We start from the raw sequence: 21,959 nt of genomic DNA, 5'->3' as shown, positions 1-21,959 counted from the left end.
CGCGAGCAGAGCGGCGACGGCGAGCGGGGCCGCCGCGCGCCGCTTTCTGATGGCTGGTCGGTACATGAGGTGCTGTCTCCTCCGACGATGGGAGAGCGCTCTCCCGTACGGCCGCGAGAGGCCCGTACGGGAGAGCGCGCCGGTCAGGGCAGTTCGTAGTCCGCGTTGAGCGCGGCGCCTGCCTCGGGATGGGTCTGGTCGTAGCCACGGGCGTCGCACTGGAGCGCCTCGACAACACAGTGCCGCACCAGGGCGTTCAGTGTGGCGTCGTCCCAGGCGTTGAAGAAGTCGTAGTGGAAGGAGTGTCCCGTCCCACTCGCCAGCCTGACCTGCGACATATCACCGTTGACGGGCCAGGCCATCTTGAACTCGATCATCGGCAGGGCCACCGGGTGGGAGGTCGGGCAGACATCCTGGTTGGCGCCCTGCGCGACCGGATAGGCCATGTGGCTCTGGTGGTTGGGTGTGTCCAGATATTTTCCGTCCCAGCAACTGGGTGCCTGGAAGCGGAGGTTGAGCTGGACATCGGCGCTGGTGGGACATGTCGCCGGGAATTCGGTGTTGTTGTACTGGTTCCCGCACTCCCAGCCCTCCACCCAGCCCGGATGGTTACGGAACTCCTCGGCCGACTGCGTGGGACTGCCGACCACGAACCGCAGGCCCTTCGGGAACGGCCGTACGGTGCGGTAGTCCGTGACGCCGGACTTGTAGTAGATGGTCTGCGGACCGACGGGCCGGATCTCCTGGTTGCCCTTGTACAGGGTCGGCATCCAGTAGGCGGACTTGTCCCCGGGGGCCAGACAGGCGGTTCCGCCGCTGTTCAGTGAGGCCGTGGTGCTGGTGGCGGCGGTCGTGTTGTTGCCCATGAAGGTGTGGTCGTGCGAAGCGCCGGGCTGACCCGGAAAGACGATCGGGTCGTCGGGCCTGGTGTGCGAGACCGAGCAGTTCGCCTGGAATTCGTGGAAGTAGCGGTGCGGCGGGATCTCGGTGGACGGCACCACTCCGGTCACGGGCGGGTTCGCCGGAATGTATCCGTCGCCGTCGGGGTCGTCACCGAAGGCTACGGGGACGGCCGGGGCCATCCTGTGTCCCAGGTGCGCCGCGCCGGCCGGCGGCTCGGCGGCCTGGGCGGTGGCGGTGGTGGCGTCCGGGATCGCGGTGAGCCCGAAGGCCACCAGGGCCAGGGCTGCGGCGACGAGTAACGCGGACACCAGGGCGGTTCTGCGGAATCTATCGGCCATGCGGACCTCCATGCCGCTCTTCGTCCGCACACGTCGGGTGTGCGGTGGGGGGAGAGTGGAGCTGGACGGTGCACCGCGGAGAGCCGGATCCATGATCGGCGGCGAAGCCGGGGCTCCTTGGGAGAGCGCTCTCCAAAGCGGTGCCAGTGTTACGCCGACGCTGAGAGAGTGTCAATACTCTGTGAACGATCCCGGACGCGAACGCTGTTCGCGGCGCCGCTGATCCGCGCCCGTCATGAACGGCGCCATCGTCCACACACAGAAGTGCGCAGCCCCGGCAGGCCGGGACTGCGCACCAGTGATCGGGAGAGACGTCAGCAGCTCAGGTTGTTGCCCGGGGTGGTGCCCAGGATCTGGACGAAGCGCTGATAGGCGTTGATACGGCTCTGCACCTGGGCGGGGTTCCTGCCGTCGCACTCCAGCGAGCCATTGATGCTACGGATCGTCTGGCCGAAGCCCGCTCCGTTGACCATGGCGTTGTGCGGCGTCATCGTGCCGGGACCGCTCTGGGTGTTCCAGTACCAGAGCCCGGTCTTCCAGGCCACCGAGGAGTCGTTCTGGACGAGCCAGGGGTTGTTCAGCAGGTCGATGCCGAGCGAGTCGCCGGCGGCCTTGTAGTTGAAGTTCCAGCTCAACTGGATCGGACCACGGCCGTAGTACGCGGCCTGACCGGCCGGGCAGCCGTACGACTGGTTCGGGTCGCAGTAGTGCGGGTAGTTCGCGGTGTTCTGCTCCACCACATAGATGAGCCCGCCGGTCTCGTGGTTGACGTTGGCCAGGAAGGCCGCCGCCTCCTGCCTCTTGACGGTGTCGCTGCCCGTCTTGGCGAAGCCCGGGTACGCGCTCAGCGCGGCCACCAGACCGCTGTAGGTGTAGAAGGAGTTGCGGCTCGGGAACATCTGATTGAACTGAGCCTCGCTGACGACAAAGCTTCCGGGGTTCGAAGGAGGCGTGCCGCCGCCCTTCGGCGCGTTCCACTTCTGGTTGGCGGCTCCGGTGCAGGTCCAGATCTGCAGACGCGCGCCATTGGCGGAGCTGTTGCCCGTGACGTCCAGGCACTTGTCGGCCGCGGGGTTGACGATGTCATTGGCCGCGGAGACGACCCACTTCTGGTTCGCGCCTCCACCGCAGTCCCAGAGCTGGACGGTGGATCCGTTGGCGGTGCCGCGATCAGTGATGTCGAGACACTTGCCGAGCGCGCGCAGAGTGCCGTCGGCGGCGACGGTCCACTGTTGCGCGCCGGAGCCGTTGCAGTCGTAGAGCTGGACCGGTGTCCCGTTGGCGTTGCTGGCCGCGGCCACGTCCACGCACTTGCCGGCGAGACCGGTGATGCTGCCGACCGGGTCGGCGGCCGAGGCGGGCACGGTGACCAGGACGGACAAGAGAGCCGCCACGGCCAGCGTGACGGCGGAACGGACAAGCGTGAGACCTCTGAGCGAGATTCGTGTCATCTCTACTGAATTTTTCCCTTCACGTCATTGACTCCGGTTCGGATTCGAACCATTTGATGTGGAGAGCTGGTAATGACGCATTTATGCCGCCACGCACCAATCTTCCGTTGATTTAACTGGCATTGGTCTAGACTTGTCAAGCATCTGACAAGTCGACAGCCCTCTTGATGGCCTAGTTATCAACGGATCTGACGCACTCTCAGGCATGTCAAGGCGTTTGCCCGGTACATTAAGAAAACTACCGAATGACCTTTTGGAATGATCGAAGGCCGGCCGCAGTGTTTTGGGGAAAGGAAGTCGCCGCAAGGCGACAAGCCCGAAGACCGGGAAGTAACGCCCGCTCTCGGACGCCTCGCGTGCGGCACGATCGCGTTCGGACGGACGGGCCGGTGCGCAGCGTGACCTTACGGACGCGGTCGGTCGAACCAGTCCCTGGTGTCCCGGCCGGCACAGAGAGCGATCATGAGGACACCCGCCACGGTGCCGGCGCCCCATGCGCCACGGTCCGTCATCATGCCGACCGCGCCGCCCGCGACGATCAATGAGCCGATCACCACGGCGCCGGTCCTGGCGCCGTCGCCGCCATGCGCGAACCTCGAAGCGATGACGATCGAGACCACGGCCAGCGTGCCGGACAGGATCGCCGCGAAGAAGAAAAGAGCCGCTCCCACCAGGCCAAGAGCGCCACTCTCGAAGGTGACACCGGCCACCGTGAACCACACGGCGGCCACGCCGTTCAGCGCGCCCACGGCGAAGAGCATGGCGCGGACGGACCTGGCCGTACCCGGCATCCGGGTCATGTGAATTCCTTCGGGCTGAGATGTACGGACGGCGCACTCCGCCCGGACGTCATCACCGTCGCCGCCGCGCGTACCGGGGATTGTAGTCAGGAACGCGCGCCCACTCCCCCGCTTCCGCGCACCGTTCTTCGTGACGCCCGCCCTCCTCCCGGGCCGCGCGACACCTCCTGACACTCGCTCAAACACACTGCCCTGCCGTGGCTGTTTCCCATCCCTTCCACCGACGAGGAGCCGGTCTGTTGTGAAAGGATCACCAACGGCACGACAACGGGTTGAGGAACACGGCCCGCGCGGCTCCGGCACGTCCGGCGCCCGCCGGAACAGGGCCGGCGCTCACGGTCGCCGGCTCCGGCCACGAGCGGCGATGTCCTCCCGAAGCGTGCTCCCAGGACCTTCCGACCCGGCACCTCGCGGTCGCGCTCACCCGGCGAACACGACACCACGCGACAGATCCGGAATGCGAAACGGTCCAGGCGGCTTGACGATTGATGAATGACCGCGTCCGGCGGCGGACGTGGCACAACGTTCCATCCGAGAGAATCCAGGAGCACAAGCAATGAGTGGTACTGCCCAGATCGGCGTCACGGGGCTCGCGGTAATGGGGCGCAATCTCGCCCGGAACTTCGCCCGCAACGGCTTCACGGTCGCCGTGCACAACCGCACCGCGTCGAAAACCCGGGCCTTGGTTGACGAGTTCGGCGACGAGGGCACCTTTGTCGCGGCCGAGTCCGCCGAGGACTTCGTCGCGGCGCTGGAGCGTCCGCGCCGCCTGGTCATCATGGTGAAGGCCGGCGATCCGACGGACGCCGTGATCGAGGAGTTCGCCCCGCTGCTGGAGAAGGGCGACGTCATCATCGACGGCGGCAACGCCCACTTCGCCGACACCCGCCGCCGCGAGAAGGAGCTGCGCGAGCGCGGTATCCACTTCGTCGGAGTGGGTATCTCGGGCGGCGAGGAGGGCGCGCTGCACGGGCCGAGCATCATGCCCGGCGGCTCCGCCGAGTCGTACAAGTCGCTCGGTCCGCTGCTGGAGAAGATCGCCGCGAAGGCTCCCGACGGCGCGCCCACGGTGGCCCACATCGGCCCGGACGGCGCGGGCCACTACGTGAAGATGGTGCACAACGGCATCGAGTACGCCGATATGCAGCTCATCGCCGAGGCCTATCACCTGCTGCGTTCCGTCGCGGGCTACTCTCCGGCGCAGATCGCGGAGACGTTCCGGACCTGGAACACCGGCCGGCTCGATTCGTATCTGATCGAGATCACGGCCGAGGTGCTCGCCCACACGGATGAGGCGACCGGCAAGCCCTTCGTGGACATCGTGGCCGACCAGGCCGAGCAGAAGGGCACCGGACGCTGGACCGTACAGGTCGCCCTCGACCTGGGTGTGCCGGTCTCCGGTATCGCCGAGGCGGTCTTCGCCCGCTCGCTGTCCGGACATGTCGGTCTGCGTGAGGCGTCTCACGCGCTGCCGGGCCCGAAGACGAAGCCGCTGAGCGAGTCGGAGGCCGCGCGCTTCGCCGACCAGGTCGAGCAGGCGCTGTACGCGTCGAAGATCGTGTCGTACACCCAGGGCTTCCACCAGATCCAGGCCGGCAGCGAGGAGTACGGCTGGGACATCGACCTCGGTTCGGTCGCCGCCATCTGGCGGGCCGGCTGCATCATCCGCGCCGCGTTCCTCGACCGGATCCGCGAGGCGTACGACACCCGGCCCGACCTGCCGAGCCTGCTGTCGGACAAGCAGTTCGCCGAGGAGATCGGCGCGGCGCAGAACGACTGGCGCGATGTGGTCGCCGCCGCGGTGCACCAGGGCGTGCCGACGCCGGGCTTCTCCGCGGCGCTCGCCTACTACGACGCGCTGCGCGCGGAGCGGCTGCCGGCCGCTCTCACCCAGGCGCAGCGCGACTTCTTCGGCGCGCACACCTACCGGCGCACCGACCGCGAGGGCTCGTTCCACACTCTCTGGGGCGCCGACCGGTCCGAGGTCCCGGCCGGCTGATCAACTGAGCGGCCCGGGTGCGGGCTCCGGCTCCGGTACGGGGTCGGGGCCCGGTGGGCTGGGGATCGGGTCCGGCGCGGGCACGGGATGGGGACTCGGCGGCGGTGAGGGACGCGGCGGCGGCGTGGGGATCGGCGCCGGTCCCGGCAGCGGTCCTGGTTCGGGTCCCGGCGGTCCTGGCGTCGGTGTGGGCGACGGAGGTACCGGGTCGGGGTGCGGCGTGGTCATGGCTGACCTCCTGGAGTGCGGGAGTCGTGCGTTCCCAATGTCTCGCGCTGCGCCTGCCCACGCTCGCCAGGTCCATTCATGATCCGCGCACAGCGGGCGCCAAGGGCTGTCCCGGACCCGGCGGCCCGACATTCACCGCACAGGAATCACCGCTGCTTTTCCGCGCCGGTACGGCCATGACGCGCGCCCGCGCCGCCATCGGCACGTAATAGTTCCAGTGCCTTTCGTCAATAGCGGAAAAATTCGATGAGCGGCTCAACCGATCACCCATCATTCGGTAATAGAGAATTCCGGCAACGCCGGTGAAGGATCGATTACCGGAGCATGACCGGAGCACAGAAGCGTTTCCATACCAGGCCGGTAAGGTGACCCGCGGCAGTTGTCGAGGGATCGCTGACCTCGATCTACACATTGTGATGATTGGAGGAGGCAGTATGGCTACGTCCCAGGAGAACCTCGCGGTGGTGCTGGATGCCGTCAGGAAAATCTCTCCGCCGCTGAGGGAAAACAGCTCAGCGGCGGAGTCCGGGCGCTGGATACCGGAAGAGAGTATCGAGCTGCTCAAGGACGCGGGTGTGTTCGGCGTCGCGGTGCCGGAGCGTTTCGGCGGACTGGATCTTTCGGCCACCGACCAGGCCGAAATCCTGTCCGAGATCGCTCGGAGCTGCGGTTCGACCGGTTGGGTCGCGTCGGTCTGGATGTCGAGCACCTGGATCGCGAGCCTGTATCCGGACAAGGCTCAGGAAGAAATCTTCGCGAACGGATCGGTCCGGATCTCCGGTGGTTTCACTCCGTCGGGAACGCTCAAGGCGACCGACGGCGGATACATCCTGAATGGCACCTGGCGTTTCAACACCGGTGTCCGAGGAGCCGAATGGAACATATGCGCGGCCATCGCGGAGCGGCCGGACGGAGAGCATGAAGAACTCTTCGCGATCGTGCCGATCGCGGATGTCTCGGTCGCTGACGACTGGGACACCTTCGGCGCGGCGGGAACGGGAAGTGTCACGTCCACGGTGAAGGGCGTATTCGTCCCCGCTCATCGTGTGGTCGACGCCTCCGTGTACGACGCCTCGACCCGTGAGCGCTGGAACGCGGACGTAAACGGCCGCAACTACAACCTCATCAGCTACATATTGGCGACCTGCGCGCCGGTGTACATCGGACTCGCGAAGGCCGCGCTCGATCTCTTCCTCGAACGCCTCCCCGGCAAGGGCATCACCTACACGGACTGGACGGAGCAGAGCGCGCATCCGTACACCCAGATCCAGGTGGCGACCGCGGCCAACAAGATCGCGGCGTGCGAGGCGTTGCAGCGGGTCTGGCTGGAGAGCATCCAGACCACGGAGGACGCCGGCGAGAAGATGACCGTCGCGGCGAAGGCCGCCGTCCGCGGCCAGGTCGGTTATGTCGTACAGACGGCCAAGGAAGCGGTCGAGGTCCTGTACAACATCAGCTCCGCCTCGACGATCTCTCGCGGCAACGCCTTCCAGCGGGTCTACCGGGACATCGCGGCCCTTTCGCTGCACGGTCTGCTGACCCCCGTCAGCTCGCTGGAGGCACATGGCCGGGTACTTCTCGGCCTGGAGCCCGGTACGGAGTACATCTGATCGGCGCCGAGCGGTCGCGCCACCGCGTCGGGCCCACCGCGGTGCGGTCGGCCCCGACATCTCCGGCGCATTCGGCGTCCGGCGCCCGCCTCACCCTCTCCGGTCCCTGATCGTTCCTCCTCCGGTCCTGCGCCTCGACTGCCGGTTCCGTGATCCATGAATGCCCCCGGTCCTTGGACCGGGGGCATTTGTGCTGCCGGTGAGCATTTTGGGCACGCGCGGGACGGCATCGCCGTCCCCGACCTCGGAGAGTGCGGTCTCATTCCCAGAGAGTATTTATGCGAAACCTCAATGTGCGGATTATTACCGTGCAATGGGCGGACATAGTCCGGTCGGTGACAGGCGCCCTTTACAGTCATGAGCAAGGCTTCGGAGCAAAGAACAAGGATGTTTTGCGCCGAGCCGTGCACGGGGGGAACAGCAATGACCAGACAGATCCGGGGACACCCCGGAAGCGCAGAAAATAGCCATTCTTCGTGCGGCGATCCCGTCCAAAGGCAGCGCAGCCTTCCACTCGGAGACGTGACAGCCGCTCTTCACCGCCTTCCGCTCCGCTTCCAGGGGGAATGACGGCGCGGATCTCATTCGGCACCCGCATATTACGCAGAGCGCCCAGACGCAGGCCGCAGCATTCCGTGTCGACGAGCTGACGCCGTTCGTCTCCGGTGTGCCTCTGCACCGCACAGGGACTCAGCAGGCCATGGCATACGAGACGTCAGTCGATGCCGCGCGCCCGCCTGATTCGGTGTGCGTTTCTCCGCCCGATGGCGAACACCCGACAACCAACATCAGTGGAGTACATTCATGTCTTTCCGTGGCACTCAATCCAGCCATCCGGCCGACCGCCGGTTCGGCCGCCGGGGCCTTCTCAAGGCGGCCGGCGCGGCCGCGCTGTCCACCTCGCTCATTCCGGCCACCGCCGGTGTGGCACGGGCCAAGGACGCCGCGACGGTGGACGCCATTGTCATCGGCGCCGGATACGCGGGCGGCACAGTGGCGAGGGAGCTCGCTCTTCGGGGCCTGAAGCCGCTCGTGCTCGAAGCACGGAACCGGATCGGTGGCCGGATCTGGACCGGGACCTTCTCCGGCGCGCAGGTCGAGATAGGCGGGAGCTGGCTCGGCCCTCAGCAGACACTGATCCACAAGGAACTCAACCGCTACAGCCTGAGCACCTTCGAGGACGTCGCCGCCGAGCAGGTCGTCCTGCCCGGCGACCAGGGGTTCCAGATCCTCCCGCCCGCCGACGCGTACGACACCCTCGGCCAGTTGTGGGGTGAGTTCTACGCGGGATCGGAGAACTACTTCGAGCGGCCCCAGGAGCCGTTGTTCCGCAAGGACCTGCTGGCGGCCGTGGACCCGCTCTCGCTGGCCGACCGGCTCGGGCAGATGCAGCTCTCGCCGACCGAGCTGCAGTGGCTCAACAGCGAGACGTCCGTGTACTCCGGCGGACCCAGCACTCGCGGATCGCTGACCGGCATGGCCCAGTGGATCCAGCTCTCCGGCGGCTCGTACGGCACCTACTCGACCACGATGAGCCTCAGACCCACGGGCGGCATGACAGCGGCGCTCCAGGCCATGTTCGACGAGTCTCAGGCCGACATACGTCTCAACTCCCCGGTGAAGAAGGTGACCGAGGCGAACGGACTGGTGACGGTCGAGACCGCCGCCGGCGCCCGGTTCGTCTCGCCGGTGGTGGTCGTGGCCACTCCCGCCAATGTGTGGAAGACCATCACGTTCAGCCCCGGCCTGCCCGCCGCGCACACGCAGGCCACCACCCAGGGCATTGGCGTACCGCACGCCACCAAGATGTGGGTCCATGTCCGGGGGAATGTCCCGGCGACGGCCGCCCAGGCGGGCGAGGGCTCGCCGATCCTTCTCATGGTGCCGCAACAGCAGCTCGCCGACGGCCGGTTGTTCATCGCGTTCACCGGTCCGTCGCTGAATGTCAACAACGCGGCTGAGGTACAGGCGGCCGTCCAGCAGTTCCTGCCAGGAACCACACTCATCCGCTATCAGGCGATGGAGTGGGCCAAGGAGCAGTACACGATGGGAGGCTGGGGTCTGCGGCGGCCCAATCAACTGCTTCAGCTCTTTCCCAGGATCGAGGAACCGCACGGCCGCATCGTGTTCGCGGGTGCCGATATCGCGAGGGGCTGGCACGGCGCGTTCATCGAGGGAGCGATCGAGTCCGGCTTCCGGGCGGCCGAGCAGGCGGCGGCGCTGGCCTGACCGACAGGCGCCGGGCCTCGTCGACCACCGGATGAGGCACTGAGGCCGGGTCTCCGGGGAGTGTCCGCGGAGACCCGGTTCGGGGCACGGCGAAGACCCGTACTGTCCCCGGTGGTCGCGTGGCACACGCCAGGCCGGCCGCGCCGGGGACAGTACGGACCAAGGCCATGCCCTCGGTCCGTATGTCCGTCGGCTCAGACGGCCGGCTTCTTCAGCACCTCGATAAGGCTGGAGAAGCTGTTCTCGCCGAAGCCCTTCGCCATACCGGCGTTGAAGATCTCGGCGACGGCGGCCGGCAGCACGGTGCTGACGCCCGCGTCCTTGTGCGTGTGCAGGACGTGGTCGACACTGGCCGCTCCCATCGCCAGCCGGTCCACGTCGCCCGGGTACTCCGCGGAGTCCACGTGCTGCGCGTACAGCTCCAGGAAGTGAGGCATCATCGACGTCATCATCGTGGCGTAGGGCAGCAGTTCCTTCGCCGAGACGCCGTTGGCCTGTCCCAGCGCGAGGGTCTGGTAGTAGCTCAGCATCGTGGTCCAGAAGATGGTCATCTGGGCCTGGTAGTACATGGCCGCGAGGCCCGCGTCCTCGCCGCGGTAGTCCGCGTTGGTGAGGACCTTCAGGGTCTCCTCGTGGGCCTCGAAGACATCCTGCGGACCGCTGTAGTAGGTGGAGGACTCGGGCTTGCCGATCAGCGGCGGCGGCACCTGCACACCACCGGTGAGGTGCTTCGCACCGTGCTTCGCCGCCCACTTGGCCGCCTCGCGGGCCTTGTCCGGCGTGTCCGAGCTCAGGTTGGCGATGACCTTGCCGGACAGGGAGGCCGTCACCGGTTCGAGAATGGCGTACACCGCGTCGTAGTCCGTCAGGCTCAGCACGATCAGCTCATTGGCGCTCAGCGCGTCCTCGACGGTGGGAGCCAGTGTGGCGCCCCGGGCAACAAGCGCCTCGGCCTTGCTGGCGGTCCGGTTCCACACGGTCACCTCGTGGCCGTTGTCCAGGAAGGTGTTCACCATCGCCTGGCCCATCGGACCCAGACCGATGACAGTTACCGATTGCTTGCTCATCTAAAAGCTCTCCTTGATTCATCACGGGTGAACCGCCCTGTCGCCGCTCGGGCATGGGGATGGACGGAACGGCGACAGGGCGACCGGCTCGGTTCACTAGAACGAGCGATCTATCCAGAACAATGTAGCAGCCTTCCAGAACGATCGCTCTATCAAGTAGATTGTTGACATGCAGACCAAGCCGCACCGCGAGAGCGCCAGAGACACGGAGGCCGGGGTCGGCACGCGCGAGCGGGTGGTACGCGCCGCTTCGCGATTGCTCCAGCAGCAGGGATACGAAGGCACCGGGATCAAGCTGATCGCCCGGGAGGCCGGAGCCACACTCGGTTCCGTGTACCACTTCTTCCCCGGTGGCAAGGAGGAGCTGGCCGTCGCGGCCATTCAGCACGGCGACCAGGAGTTCGCCGACACACTGAGCGCCGGGCTCGACAGCGCGGAAGATCCGGCCGTCGCGGTGGAGAACTGCGCCCGGCACCTCGCCACCGCCCTGCGCGAGTCCGGCTGGACCGACGGCTGTCCGGTCACCTCGACCGCTCTGGAGACGCTCGGGCGCACGCCGCGTATCCAGGAGGCCTGCTATGCGGCGCTGCGGAACTGGCAAGACGTGCTGGCTGCCAAATTCCGCCGCAGCGGTTTCAGCGACGAAGAGGCGGACGACCTCGCCTGCACCGTGCTGGCCGCCCTCGAAGGAGCCGAGGTGACCTCACAGGTCTTCCGGAGCGAGCAGCCTCTGCTCACCGCGGGCCGGCACATGGCACGGCTGGTCAAGTCCTGGTCGTAGAGCGTGTTACGCGCGGCGGTGTCCGTGTGTTCGCCTCCACGCACACCACTGCGGTGTGAGGGACCGGAGGTGGTGGCCGTCCCGCCGGGACGGCCACCACCTCCAGTCTTCGTCTCCGCCGCTCTCCGGGCCCGGTCCTGACGGACCGCGCGGGACGAGCCGACGGGCTCAGCGGGCTGCCGGGAAATGTCCTTCCCGTACGAAGAAATCGACGTACGTGGCGAACAGTTCCTCAGTCAGCGGTGGGCAACTGATTCCCGTGCCTTCCAGCGCCGCTTCCGTCTCGGTGGTGTCGATGGGCGGATAGAAGGCGTCCGTGTCCGAGGTCATCATCTCGAACGCGTGCAGAAGAGGCAGAAGCGCGTTGTTCCGGTCCGCCCGCACGGCCGCGCTCCACTCCCCCCAGTCGGCCTCGCCCAGCCGATAGCCCAGGCCGCGCAGTCGCGACACGCAGTCGGAGAGGCTCAGATAGCTCTGGTTGAACAGATGGAACGTGCCGCCGGCCGTCTTGGGCTTGATGGAGATCCCGATGATCGCCGCGCTGACATAGTCGACGGGCAGCAGATGGAAGCGGCCGTCGACGCGGGACGGGACGGCCTCCGCCTGGAGCAGCCCCTTGAGGCTGAGCCAGACGAAGTCGCGCGTCTGGCAGGCGCCGTTGCGCTGGTCACCGGAGATCACGTCCACGCGGTAGATCGAGACGGGCAGTCCCCGGTCGCGGGCCAGCCCGACGACCTGCTCGGCGACCCACTTGCTCCGCAGATAACCGCTGGGCAGCGCTTCGGCCGGGCCGGTGGGGTCGGTCACCTTGAGCGGCACGCCTTCGGTCACGGCGCCGTCGAAGACACCGACCGTGGAGACATAGTGGACCGGGACCGTACGGTGGCGCGCGGCCAGCCGGAGGATCTCCTCGGTGCCACGGACATTCGCCGCCCGCAGCGCCGAGTACGGATGCAGCCAGTGGACCGTCGCGCCCGCGTGGTAGACGACATCGGCCGTGTGGGCCAGCGCGTCGAAGACATCCGGCGCCAGGCCGAGTCCTTCCTCGGCGAGGTCGCCGACCAGTACCGAGAGCCGGTCAGGATCGACCTCGTCCCAGACCCGGTACCACTCCAGACTGGTACGCAGCCGCTCGTACGCCGCTTCCTCGTCGGCGCCGCGCACCAGGCAGTGGATCCGCGCGCCGGTGGTGCGCATCAGGTCGCGCAGCAGGAACGCGCCGAGGAAGCCGCTCGCTCCCGTCAGCAGGATCTCCCGCGGATTTCCGGTGGCGCTCACGGTCTCGGCGGCGGGCCGGATGTCATCGGCGAGGCGGATGTCCGCCGCGTAGTCGACGGTGTCCGGGACGACGCTCCGCCCGTCGGCCGCCGATCCGGCGTCTCCGGCGAGGATCTCCGCCCGCAGCCGGGCGGCCAGGGCCTCCGGGGTCGGATGGTCGAAGACCAGAGTGGCGGGCAGTCGCAGACCGGTCACCGCGGCGAGGCGGTTACGGAGTTCCACCGACGTCAGCGAGTCGAAACCCAGTTGTGAGAAGGGCCGTTCACGGTCGATGACCCGGCCGCCGCTGTGCCCGAGGACGCCGGCCATCGCGTCGAGCAGTGCCTTCAGCACCACCTCCTGCTGCTCCGCCTCGGTCAGGCCGGCCAGTCGGTCGGAGAGACCGGTCCCTTCGTCGGCGGCGGCGCGGGCGACACCGCGCACCGGCGTGCGGACAAGGGAGCGAAGCACCGCGGGCACCTGAGGCCGGTCCCGGAGCACCGCCAGGTCCAGCGGAGTGGCGACGGTGTACGGACGGCCGAGCCGCAGCGCGAGGTCGAGCAACGCGGGGCCCTGCTCGGTGGCGACCGCGCGGAAGCCACTGCGGGCGATGCGCCGGAGATCGGTCTCGGTCAGCCCGCCGGTCAGTCCGGAGCTCTGCTCCCACAGGCCCCAGGCGAGGGAGAGCGCCGGCAGTCCGTGGGCGGCGCGGTGCTGGGCGAGCGCGTCGAGAAAGCTGTTGGCCGCGGCGTAGTTGGACTGGCCGGGCCCGCCGATCACAGCGGCGACGGACGAGAACAGCACGAAGGCGGTCAGATCCAGATCCCGGGTCAGCTCGTGCAGATGCCAGGCCGCGTCGGCCTTCGGCGCCAGCACACCGTCCAGCCGTCGCGCGTTCTGCGCGGCGACGAGTCCGTCGTCCAGGACACCGGCGGTGTGGACGATCCCGGTCAGCGGATGCTCCTCCGGCACCCGAGACAGCAGCGCGGCGAGCGCCGTACGGTCGGAGACATCACACGCCTCGACCGTGACCGCCGCTCCCAGCGCGGTCAGTTCCTCGGCCAACTCCGTTGCTCCTGGCGCCTGTTCACCACGACGGCTCACCAGCAGCACATGACGCACACCGCGCTCGGACACAAGATGCCTGGCGAACAGCCCGCCGAGCGAACCGGTACCGCCGGTGATCAGCACCGTACCGTCGGAGCTCCAGAGCGGCTCCGCGCCACGGTCTTCGCGCCGGATCCGGGCCAGACGAGGCACCAGAACCCGGCCCTCACGGATCGCGCCCTGGGTCTCGCCGGAGGCCAGCAGACCGGACAGCAGTGTGTCCCTGCTCGCGTCCGTGACGGTGGTCCCGTCCGACGGCAGGTCGACGATGACGACCCGGCCGGGTGCCTCGGACTGCGCCGAACGCAACAGCCCCCAGGCCGTCGCACCGCCCAGATCAGCGATGTCGTCTCCGTCCGACACCGCCACCGCGCCGGAGGTCAGCACCACCAGCGGCACATCCGAAAGGCGCTCCTCCGCGAGCCACTCCCGCACCAGTGTCAGCGCGCGGCCGGTGGTGTCACGGACCGAAGCGGTGGTATCGGCGCTCCCCTGCTCGGAGGTCAGATGTACGTATACGGCGTCGACCGGCGCTCCGGAGGCGACCGCGGCGGCGGTCTCGGCCACCGTCGGGAAGGCGGTGGCACCCGGCCGAGTGGCACCGAGCACGGCCCACCGGCGTGCCGTGCCGTCGGCCGGCGGGAGAAGGGACGGCGTCCAGTCGATCCGGAAGAGCGCGTCATGAGGCCGGCTCTTCGCGGAGGCGAGGCCGGTGGTGTCGAAGGGCCGTACGGTCACGGCGTCGGCCTCGGCGACAAGCTGTCCGGTCGGATCGGTGAGACGCAGCGCGAAGGTGGCGCCGCCGGCGGACGAGCCGTCCGCCGGAGAGAGACGGGCCCGAAGTGCGGTGGCATGGGTGGCGTGCAGCCGTACGCCGCGCCACTGAGCGGGCGTTCCCGCCCGGGTTGTGGATCCGGTGAGCAGCAGTGGCTGGAGTGCGGCTTCCAGCAGCGCGGGATGCAGCCCGTACTCCGGCGCCCGCTCCGCCATCGCGTCGGGCAGCAGGATCTCGGCGAACAGCTCGTCGCCGTGTCGCCACAGCCCGGTGAGGCCCTGGAACGCCGGTCCGTACACTGTCCCGGCTTCCGCGAGGCGTGACAGTACATCGGCGACCGGAAGCGACGCGGCGCCGGCCGGCGGCCACTGTGCCGTCACCTCGGCGGAGTGCGGCGTGGCGAGCGGGCCGGAGCTCAGCCGGCCGTGTGCGTGCCGCACCCAGGACGCACCGGTGTCGTCGGGCCGGGAGTGGCAGGCGAGGGCGCGGTGGCCGGACGCGTCGGGCGCGCCGACAGTGATCTGCACCTGGACTCCGCCGTCGGCGGGCAGTACCAACGGTGTTTCGACCGTGAGGTCGTCCAGCACGGTGCAGCCGACCTCGTCGCCCGCCCGTATCGCCAGCTCCACCAGCGCGGCGACCGGCAGTACGGCCGTGTTGTCCACGGTGTGTTCGGCCAGCCAGGAGTGCGTGCGTACCGACAGCCGGCTGGTGAACACCGCCTCGTCGCTCTCTCCCAGCCGCAGGGCCGCGCCCAGCAGCGGATGCCCGGCCGGCTGAAGGCCGAGCCCGGTGGCGTCCATGCGCGGCTCGGCCGCCTCCACCCAGTAGCGCCGGTGCTGGAAGGCGTAGGTCGGCAGCTCCACCTGCCGGGCCCCGGTGCCGGCGTAGAAAGCGTGCCAGTCGGGTCGTGTGCCGGTCTGGTGCAGCAGTCCGAGCCCGCCCACCAGGCCGCGGGACTCCGGCTGATCACGGCGCAGCAGGGCGATGGCGAGGGCGGCGCCGGGCCGGTCCGCGAGGACGCCCTGGGCGAGCGCGGTGAGGACACCGTCGGGACCGATCTCGACGAAGGTCGTCGCGCCCTGTTCATGGAGGGTCGTCACGGCTTCGGCGAACCGTACGGCCTGCCGGACCTGGGTCACCCAGTAGTCGGCGGACCGCAGTTCGTCACCGGCGGCGAGCCGGCCGGTCAGTGTCGACACCACCGGGATACGGGGTTCGCGGTAGGAGACGCGCTTCGCCGCCGTGCGGAACTCCTCCAGCATCGCGTCCATGTGCGGCGAGTGGAACGCGTGGGACACCGTCAGCCGGTTTGTCCGGCTGCCCAGCTCCTCGAAGTGCCGCGCGATCTCCGCCACGGCCGCGGTGTCACCGGAGAGCACCACGGAGGAGGGTCCGTTGACGGCGGCGATGCTCACTTCGTGTTCGCGGCCCGCCAGCGCCGCCGCCACCTCCGGCTCCGCCGCGCGCACGGCCACCATCGCGCCGCCCCGGGGCAGCGCCTGCATCAGCCGGGCGCGGGAGGCGACCAGCCAGGCGGCGTCCGCCAGATCGAGCACACCGGACACATGCGCGGCCGCCAGTTCTCCCACCGAGTGGCCCGCGACCGCGTCCGGTGTCACACCCCAGGACTCCAGCAACCGGAACAGCGCCACCTCGAACGCGAACAGCGCGGGCTGAGTGAAGCCGGTCTCCGCGAGCAGCGCGGCCTCCGCCGAGCCCTCCGCGGCGAACATCACAGGCTTCAACGGGCGTTCAAGATGCGGATCGAGCGCCGCACACACCTCGTCCAGCGCACTCGCGAACGCCGGATAGGACGCGTACAGCTCACGTCCCATCCCGGCCCGCTGCGCGCCCTGCCCCGAGAACAGAAACGCCGTCCTGCCCGACGACCGCACACCACTCACCACACCGGAAACCGGCCGGCCCTCCGCCAGCGACCGCAACCCGTCGACCAGTGCCTCCCGGTCCCCGCCGACCACCGCCGCGCCGTGGTCGTGTGCGGTCCTGGAGGTGGCCAGGGAGAGGCCGATGTCAGTGATGTCCCGTTCCGGGTGCGCTTCGACGTACTCGGACAGCCGTGCGGCCTGAGCGTGGAGGGCGTCCTCGGTCCTCGCCGAGATCTGCCAGGGCACCAGAGGCAGGCGTGTTGAGCCCTGCCGCCGGTCCTCGGCCGTCTCCGCGTCCTCGGCGGCGGGTTGTTCAAGAATGACGTGCGCGTTGGTTCCGCTGACACCGAACGCGGAGACGGCCGCGCGTCGCGGGCCCTCGGCGCGAGCGGGCCAGGCGCGCGCCTCGGTGAGGAGTTCCACCGCTCCGGCCGACCAGTCGACCATCGGTGTCGGTTCCGCGATGTGCAGGGTTCTGGGCAGCACACCGTGCCGCATCGCCTGCACCATCTTGATCACACCACCGACGCCGGCGGCGGCGACGGTGTGGCCGATGTTGGACTTCAACGAGCCCAGCAGCAAAGGCTGTTCGCGTTTCTGCCCATAAGTGGCGAGCAGTGCCTGGGCCTCGATCGGATCGCCGAGCCGGGTCCCCGTGCCATGTGCTTCCACCGCGTCCACATCGGCCGCCGTCAGACCCGCGCTCGCCAGCGCCTGCCGGATCACTCGCTCCTGCGAGGGACCGTTGGGCGCCGTCAGACCGTTGCTGGCGCCGTCCTGGTTCACCGCGCTGCCTCGCACCACCGCCAGTACCCGATGGCCGTTCTTGCGGGCGTCCGAGAGTTTCTCGACGACGAGCAGGCCGACACCTTCCGACCACGAGGTGCCGTCGGCCGACGCGGAGAACGACTTGATCCGGCCGTCGGGCGCCAGGCCCTTCTGCCGCGAGAAGTCCACGAATCCGCCGGGCGTCGCGGTGACGGTGGCGCCGCCCGCCAGCGCGAGCGCCGACTCGCCGCTGCGCACCGACCGTACCGCCAGATGCAGGGCGACCAGCGACGACGAGCAAGCCGTGTCCACCGAGAGCGCCGGGCCCTCCAGGCCGAAGGTGTAGGAGATCCGGCCGGAGGCGACGCTGCTGAGTTTGCCGGTCATCAGATAGCCCTCGAACTCTGCGGGCCCTTCAAGTCCCAGATAGCTCTGCTCCACCACGCCCGCGAAGACACCGGTCTTCGAGCCCTTGAGTGTGACCGGATCGATCCCGGCGTGCTCGAACGCCTCCCACGCGGTCTCCAGCAGGACCCGCTGCTGCGGGTCCATCGCCAGTGCCTCGCGCGGAGAGATGCCGAAGAAGCCGGGATCGAACAGCGCGGCTCCGTCGAGGAATCCGCCCTCTCGGGTGTACGACGTGCCTGGCTCCTCCGGGTCGGGACTGTAGAGCGCCTCCAGGTCCCAGCCACGGTCGGCGGGAAACGGGCCGATCGCGTCGGTGCCGTCCGCGACCAGCCGCCACAGATCGTCGGGCGATGTGACTCCGCCGGGAAACCGGCACGCCATTCCCACGATCGCGACGGGCTCCTCGCCGGCTGTCTCCAGCTCGGTGATCCGCTCGCGCGCCTTCTGCAGATCGTTCGTCACCCATTTCAGGTAGTCGACCAGCTTCTGCTCTTTGGCCTCGGCCTGCTTCTGCTCATTGGACATGTCTGCGGACATGCGGAATCAGTCTCTCCTCGGTACGGCAAGATGCCACGAACGCGATACGGGAGGGTGGCGCCGGACGGTCAGCCCGCCGCGCGGCCGAGCTGTGTGTCGATGAAGGCGAAGATCTCGTCCGTCGAGGCGGAGGTGATCCGGTCCTGCCGTGGTGAGGTGTCCGCGGTGTCCACGGGCGCGGTCACCTTCGCCAGCAGGGTCTGGAGGCGTACGGAGATACCGGAGCGGGCCTCGTCGTCCCGTGCGAGATCCGCCAACGACGCCTCGATACGGTCCAGTTCCTCGTGTACGGAGCGAGCCGGGTCCACGGTTTCCGGGGCCGCCCCGGCCAGCAGATACGCGGCGAGGGCGGCCGGGTTCGGATGGTCGAAGACCACGGTGGCCGGCAGTCGGACACCGGTCGCGGCGCCCAGCCGGTTGCGCAGTTCGACGCCGGTGAGCGAGTCGAAGCCCAGCTCCTGGAAGGGCCGGTCGGGTGCGATTCCGGCCGGACCCCGGTGGCCCAGGACCGCCGCGACCGTGGTGGTGACGGTGCGCAGCAGATACTCCTCGCGCTCGGCCTCGGACAGCTCCGCCAGCCGTTCGCTCAGGGCCGGCGCTCCGGCCGCCCGCACGGTGGTGTCACCGTCCGCGCCGCCGGGCCGCGCGCCGGCGGTGACCGCCGGAGAGATCACCGGCGAGGCCACCAGCGCCGCCACACCCGAGGCCACTCCCCGGTCGAACAGGGTGCGTCCCTCGTCGTCGGTGACGGGCCGGAATCCGTCCCGGGCGAATCTGGTCAAGTCCCTCTCGGTCAGGCCGGCGTTGATGCCACGGCTCTCCCAGAGACCCCAGGCGAGTGAGGTGGCCGGCAGTCCTTGAGCGACGCGGTGCCGGGCGAGCGCGTCCAGGAAGGCGTTGGCGGCGGCGTAGTTGGACTGGCCCGGCGCGCCGAAGACCCCCGCCGTGGACGAGAAGAGCACAAAGGCGGTGAGATTCAGGTCCCTGGTCAGTTCGTGCAGATGCCAGGCCGCGTCGGCCTTCGGCCTCAGCACCCGGTCCAGCCGCTCGGCGTCCTGCGCCGGGAGCAGTCCGTTGTCGAGGACACCGGCGGTGTGGACGACGCCGGTCAGCGGATGCTCTTCCGGTATCCGCGCCAGCAGCGCGGCGAGGGCCTCCCGGTCCGAGACATCACAGGCCGCGACCGTGACCGTGGCTCCCAGGCCGGTCAGCTCGGCCGTCAACTCGCCCGCGCCGCAGGACTGTTCGCCCCGGCGACTGACCAGCAGCACATGACGCACGCCATGCTCGGTCACCAGATGCCGTGCGAACACACCGCCGAGCGCGCCGGTGCCGCCGGTGATCAGGACCGTACCCGCCGGATCCCAGAGCGCGCCGCCGGATCCGGCTCCGTGAACGGCCGTCAGCCGCGGTGTGAACACACTGCCTTCGCGTACGGCCGTCTGAGGCTCTTCGCTGACCGCGACGGCGGACAGCGACGCGTCCGTCACCGAGGACGCGTCGACAAGCACGATACGGCCGGGTGCCTCGGACTGCGCCGAGCGCAGCAGTCCCCAGGCCGCCGCGGCACCGAGATCCGGTATGTCGTCTCCTTCGGACACGGCCACGGCGCCCGAGGTCAGCACCACGAGCCGGACCTCCGCAAGCCGCTCCTCCGCCAGCCACTCGCGCACCAGGGCCAGTGCGCGATGCGGTCCTTCGACGGCACGCTCCGACGGCAGGCGCGACGGGAAGGGCAGGAGTACCGCGTCGATCCGTGTCCCGGACGCCACCGCGCGGGCGACGCCGGCGATATCGGCGAATCTGTCGGCGCCGGGCAGGACCTCGGTCATCCGATCCGCCGGAGCGAGAACCGCCCAGTGCGGCGGCTCTTCCGGTGCCGGCACGGCGGTCGGCGTCCATGCGACACGGAAGAGCGCGTCCTCCGCCGGAGCGGACTCGGTGACCTCCGGCCGCAGCCAGTACCGCTGGTGCTGGAAGGCGTATGTGGGCAGTTCCGTCCGGCGGGCTCCGGTGCCGGTGAAGAACACCTGCCAGTCCACCGCCACGCCTCGGCAGTGCAGTGTGGAGAGCGCGGCGACCAGGTCCTCGGGCTCCGGCCGCCGGCCGCGTACGGCGGGTACGGCCACGGTGGTGCCGGGCTGCTCGACGACTCCCGCCACCAGGGCGCTGAGCACTCCACCGGGGCCGACTTCCAGCAGCGTGGTGACGCCTTCGGCCTCCAGCGTGCGGACCGCGTCGGCGAACCGGACGGCGTGCCGTACCTGGTCCACCCAGTAGTCCGCGGTCCGCAGGTCGTCACCGGAGGCCATCTGTCCGGTCAGTGTCGATACGACGGGGATACGCGGGACGCCGAACGTGACTTCCTTCGCCGCCGTACGGAACTCCTCCAGCATTCCGTCCATGTGCGGCGAGTGAAACGCGTGCGACACCGTCAGACGACTCGTCCGACGCCCCAGCGCGGCGAAATGACCGGCGATCTCCTCCACGGCCGCCTCGTCACCCGAAACCACCACCGCAGAGGGGCCGTTGACGGCGGCGACGGCGACCGCGTGTCCCGCCAGCAGCGGCGCCACTTCCGGCTCCGCCGCCTGGACGGCCACCATCGTCCCGCCCCGGGGCAGCGCCTGCATCAGCCCGGCCCGAGCGGCCACCAGCCTCGCTCCATCGCTCAGACTCAGGACACCCGAGACATGCGCCGCCGCCAGTTCTCCCACCGAGTGGCCCGCGACCACGTCCGGTGTCACACCCCAGGACTCCAGCAACCGGAACAGCGCCACCTCGAACGCGAACAGCGCGGGCTGAGTGAAGCCGGTCTCCGCGAGCAGCGCGGCCTCCGCCGAGCCCTCCGCGGCGAACATCACAGGCTGCAACGGGCGTTCAAGATGCGGATCGAGCGCCGCACACACCTCGTCCAGCGCACTCGCGAACGCCGGATAGGACGCGTACAGCTCACGTCCCATCCCGGCCCGCTGCGCGCCCTGCCCCGAGAACAGAAACGCCGTCCTGCCCGACGACCGCACACCACTCACCACACCGGAAACCGGCCGGCCCTCCGCCAGCGACCGCAACCCGTCGACCAGCGCCTCCCGGTCCCCGCCGACCACCGCCGCGCCGTGGCCGAAGCGAGCGCGCGTGGTGGCGAGGGAGTACGCCACATCCAGCCCGGACAGCTCGCTCCGCGCCTCGGCCACCGCGAGCAGCCGGCGCGCCTGCCCGCTCAGCGCCTCCGGTGTGCGGCCCGACAGCAGCCATGGCACCACGCGGCCGGTCGGCTGCTCCTTGTCCTCGATGGTCTCCTCGGCCATGGGCTCCGGCCCGGCCTCCTCGACTATCACATGGGCGTTGGTACCGCCGAAGCCGAAGGAGGAGACGGCGGCGCGGCGCGGCCGGTCGACCTCGGGCCACTCCCGCTGCTCCGTCAGCAACTCCACCGCACCGGACTCCCAGTCCACATGCGGCGACACCTCATCCACATGCAACGTCCTGGGCAGCACACCATGCCGCATCGCCTGCACCATCTTGATCACACCACCCACACCAGCAGCGGCCTGAGCATGACCAATATTCGACTTCAACGAACCCAACAACAACGGCCGACCAGCCTCCCGGCCCTGACCGTACGTCGCCAACAACGCCTGCGCCTCGATCGGATCACCCAGCGTAGTGCCCGTACCATGCGCCTCCACCGCATCCACATCACCCACCGACAAACCCGCACTCGCCAACGCCTGACGAATCACCCGCTCCTGAGCCGGCCCATTCGGCGCCGTCAGACCATTCGACGCACCATCCTGATTCACCGCACTCCC

11 protein-coding genes are annotated in these 21,959 nt (G+C 69.0%); 5 read left to right on the top strand and 6 right to left on the bottom strand.

The annotated features are described in order from the left end of the window. Window positions 1–143: 143 nt before the first annotated feature. From PV679_RS34135 to PV679_RS34125, 3 genes are all read right to left on the bottom strand, one after another. Complete coding sequence (locus tag PV679_RS34135; protein ID WP_319684956.1) at window positions 144–1,241, bottom strand: DUF1996 domain-containing protein; 1,098 nt, start codon at window positions 1,239–1,241, stop codon at window positions 144–146. Between the two features lie 314 nt (window positions 1,242–1,555). Further along, window positions 1,556–2,692 carry a glycoside hydrolase family 19 protein gene (locus PV679_RS34130; protein ID WP_319684954.1) on the bottom strand — a complete coding sequence of 379 codons (1,137 nt, stop codon included), beginning with the start codon at window positions 2,690–2,692 and terminating at the stop codon, window positions 1,556–1,558. A gap of 404 nt (window positions 2,693–3,096) precedes the next feature. After that, window positions 3,097–3,492: a hypothetical protein gene (locus tag PV679_RS34125; protein WP_319684952.1), complete on the bottom strand. Its 396-nt coding sequence runs from the start codon at window positions 3,490–3,492 to the stop codon at window positions 3,097–3,099. Window positions 3,493–4,048: 556 nt separating this feature from the next. Between PV679_RS34125 and gndA the strand changes: the two genes are divergently transcribed. The 4 genes from gndA to PV679_RS34105 all read left to right on the top strand — a co-directional run bounded on the left by gndA (window position 4,049) and on the right by PV679_RS34105 (window position 9,558). Continuing rightward, on the top strand, window positions 4,049–5,491 hold the full coding sequence (gene gndA / locus PV679_RS34120; protein ID WP_319684950.1) for an NADP-dependent phosphogluconate dehydrogenase: 1,443 nt from the start codon (window positions 4,049–4,051) through the stop codon (window positions 5,489–5,491). 254 nt (window positions 5,492–5,745) lie between these two features. Continuing rightward, complete coding sequence (locus PV679_RS34115) at window positions 5,746–5,928, top strand: hypothetical protein (protein ID WP_319684949.1); 183 nt, start codon at window positions 5,746–5,748, stop codon at window positions 5,926–5,928. A 225-nt stretch (window positions 5,929–6,153) separates the two neighbouring features. Beyond that, window positions 6,154–7,329, top strand: a complete 1,176-nt coding sequence (locus PV679_RS34110) for an acyl-CoA dehydrogenase family protein (RefSeq protein WP_319684948.1) — start codon at window positions 6,154–6,156, stop codon at window positions 7,327–7,329. 804 nt (window positions 7,330–8,133) lie between these two features. Next, the gene (locus tag PV679_RS34105; protein ID WP_319684946.1) at window positions 8,134–9,558 is read left to right on the top strand and encodes a flavin monoamine oxidase family protein; all 1,425 of its coding nucleotides are present in this window, start codon (window positions 8,134–8,136) and stop codon (window positions 9,556–9,558) included. A gap of 194 nt (window positions 9,559–9,752) precedes the next feature. Here the strand turns inward: PV679_RS34105 and PV679_RS34100 are convergent, their stop codons facing one another. Then, window positions 9,753–10,625: an NAD(P)-dependent oxidoreductase gene (locus PV679_RS34100; protein WP_319684944.1), complete on the bottom strand. Its 873-nt coding sequence runs from the start codon at window positions 10,623–10,625 to the stop codon at window positions 9,753–9,755. A gap of 169 nt (window positions 10,626–10,794) precedes the next feature. On the opposite strand from PV679_RS34100, the gene PV679_RS34095 reads away from it, so the two are divergent. Then, window positions 10,795–11,406 carry a TetR/AcrR family transcriptional regulator gene (locus PV679_RS34095; protein ID WP_319684942.1) on the top strand — a complete coding sequence of 204 codons (612 nt, stop codon included), beginning with the start codon at window positions 10,795–10,797 and terminating at the stop codon, window positions 11,404–11,406. A gap of 168 nt (window positions 11,407–11,574) precedes the next feature. Here PV679_RS34095 and PV679_RS34090 read toward each other — a convergent pair whose 3' ends face one another. Both PV679_RS34090 and PV679_RS34085 read right to left on the bottom strand, forming a co-directional pair. Then, window positions 11,575–18,147 carry a polyketide synthase gene (locus tag PV679_RS34090; protein ID WP_319684940.1) on the bottom strand — a complete coding sequence of 2,191 codons (6,573 nt, stop codon included), beginning with the start codon at window positions 18,145–18,147 and terminating at the stop codon, window positions 11,575–11,577. A 68-nt stretch (window positions 18,148–18,215) separates the two neighbouring features. After that, window positions 18,216–21,959: SDR family NAD(P)-dependent oxidoreductase (locus PV679_RS34085; protein WP_416069861.1), on the bottom strand; the 3,744-nt coding region annotated here is incomplete at its 5' end.

The organism is Streptomyces sp. AK02-01A (assembly GCF_033795305.1).
In the GTDB taxonomy this organism is placed as follows: Bacteria; Actinomycetota; Actinomycetes; order Streptomycetales; family Streptomycetaceae; genus Streptomyces.
This window is presented reverse-complemented; position numbering and strand designations above follow the sequence as displayed.

Excerpts from the sequence above, each read along its gene's own strand:
- PV679_RS34135 (WP_319684956.1), bottom strand. The coding sequence starts at position 1,241 with ATGGCCGATAGATTCCGCAGAACCGCCCTGGTGTCCGCGTTACTCGTC.
- PV679_RS34130 (WP_319684954.1), bottom strand. The coding sequence starts at position 2,692 with ATGACACGAATCTCGCTCAGAGGTCTCACGCTTGTCCGTTCCGCCGTC.
- PV679_RS34125 (WP_319684952.1), bottom strand. The coding sequence starts at position 3,492 with ATGACCCGGATGCCGGGTACGGCCAGGTCCGTCCGCGCCATGCTCTTC.
- gndA (WP_319684950.1), top strand. The coding sequence starts at position 4,049 with ATGAGTGGTACTGCCCAGATCGGCGTCACGGGGCTCGCGGTAATGGGG.
- PV679_RS34110 (WP_319684948.1), top strand. The coding sequence starts at position 6,154 with ATGGCTACGTCCCAGGAGAACCTCGCGGTGGTGCTGGATGCCGTCAGG.
- PV679_RS34105 (WP_319684946.1), top strand. The coding sequence starts at position 8,134 with ATGTCTTTCCGTGGCACTCAATCCAGCCATCCGGCCGACCGCCGGTTC.
- PV679_RS34100 (WP_319684944.1), bottom strand. The coding sequence starts at position 10,625 with ATGAGCAAGCAATCGGTAACTGTCATCGGTCTGGGTCCGATGGGCCAG.
- PV679_RS34095 (WP_319684942.1), top strand. The coding sequence starts at position 10,795 with ATGCAGACCAAGCCGCACCGCGAGAGCGCCAGAGACACGGAGGCCGGG.
- PV679_RS34090 (WP_319684940.1), bottom strand. The coding sequence starts at position 18,147 with ATGTCCGCAGACATGTCCAATGAGCAGAAGCAGGCCGAGGCCAAAGAG.